At 75.2% G+C, this 1,127-nt stretch carries 3 protein-coding genes; all 3 read left to right on the plus strand.

Features of this window, described 5'->3' with window-relative positions:
* Positions 1–213, plus strand: a 213-nt coding sequence (locus L0B03_RS18190) for a hypothetical protein (protein WP_250448460.1), incomplete at its 5' end; no start/stop codon positions are given.
* A 9-nt stretch (positions 214–222) separates the two neighbouring features.
* Positions 223–561, plus strand: a complete 339-nt coding sequence (locus L0B03_RS18195; protein WP_250448462.1) for a DUF2516 family protein — start codon at positions 223–225, stop codon at positions 559–561.
* A partial coding sequence (locus L0B03_RS18200) for an asparaginase (protein WP_250448464.1) occupies positions 555–1,127 on the plus strand: 573 nt, incomplete at its 3' end. The genes L0B03_RS18195 and L0B03_RS18200, both read left to right, overlap by 7 nt.

Below are 1,127 nucleotides of genomic sequence, written 5' to 3' on the forward strand. Positions count from 1 at the left end.
GACGACGAGGGCCGCGGGCCCGAGCGCCTCGAGATCCTCTACCGTGCCGCCGACGCCGCGCTCTACCGCGCCAAGCGAGAGGGCCGGGACCGGGTCGAGGTCGTGAGCGTGCCCGCACGCCGCGCCGAGGAGCACGTGCGACCGCCCGTCGACGACGTCGCGCGCCCACCGGTCGGCAGGACCGCCGACGCCGTGCGCCCCGCGGTCTCGTAGGCTTCGGGCGTGTCCAACCTCTACTCGGCTCAGCTCCTGGTCTTCCTGGCGCTGTACCTCCTCGTCTTCGTGCTGTGCGTGGTCGCGATCGTCGACCTCGCCCGCCGCCCTGCGGCCGCCTTCGTCTCGGGGGGCAAGCGGACCAAGAAGTTCTGGGGCGTGCTGCTCGGGGTCGCCCTCGCGGTGGCCTTCGTCGCGATCCCGCCGCCGCTGGGCATCGGGGCCCTGAGCTTCCTGGCCCTGGGCAGCGCCGTGGCCTCGATCGTGTACCTCGTCGACGTCAAGCCCGCGATCGCGCCGTACTCGGGTCGTGGCGGACGCCCGGGCGGGTCTCGCGGCGGATGGTGACCGGGCTCCTCGCCGAGGTGGTGCGAGGAGGGCTCGTCGAGTCCGAGCACCACGGGCACCTCGTGCTCGTGCCCGGCCTGCCCGCGGACGCCTCGTCCGCGCTCACCGTCGGTGACCCCGACGCGACGATCTGGCCCCGGTCCACGGTCAAGCCCCTGCAGGCCGTGGCGATGCTGCGCGCCGGCCTCGAGATCGACGACCGCGGGCTGGCCCTGGCCTGCGCGAGCCACGACGGCTCGGCCGAGCACCTCGCCGTGGTGACGGCCGTCCTCGAGGGAGCCGGGCTGGGCGTCGACGCCCTGCTGAACACCCCGACACTGCCCTCGGACCCCGAGGCCGCCGCCCGCTGGCGGGCCGAGGGCGGCGCCGCCTCCTCGGTCACGCAGAACTGCTCGGGCAAGCACGCGGCCATGCTGCGTACCTGCGTCCAGCTCGGGTGGGACACCGCGACCTACCTCGACCCCGAGCACCCGCTGCAGCTGGCCATCCGCGCGACCCTCGCCGAGCTCACCGGGGTCCCGGTCGAGCTGGCCGCGGTCGACGGGTGCGGGGCCCCGCTGCTCTCG

The sequence above is a fragment of the Actinotalea sp. C106 genome (assembly GCF_023630195.1).
Taxonomy (GTDB): Bacteria; Actinomycetota; Actinomycetes; order Actinomycetales; family Cellulomonadaceae; genus Actinotalea.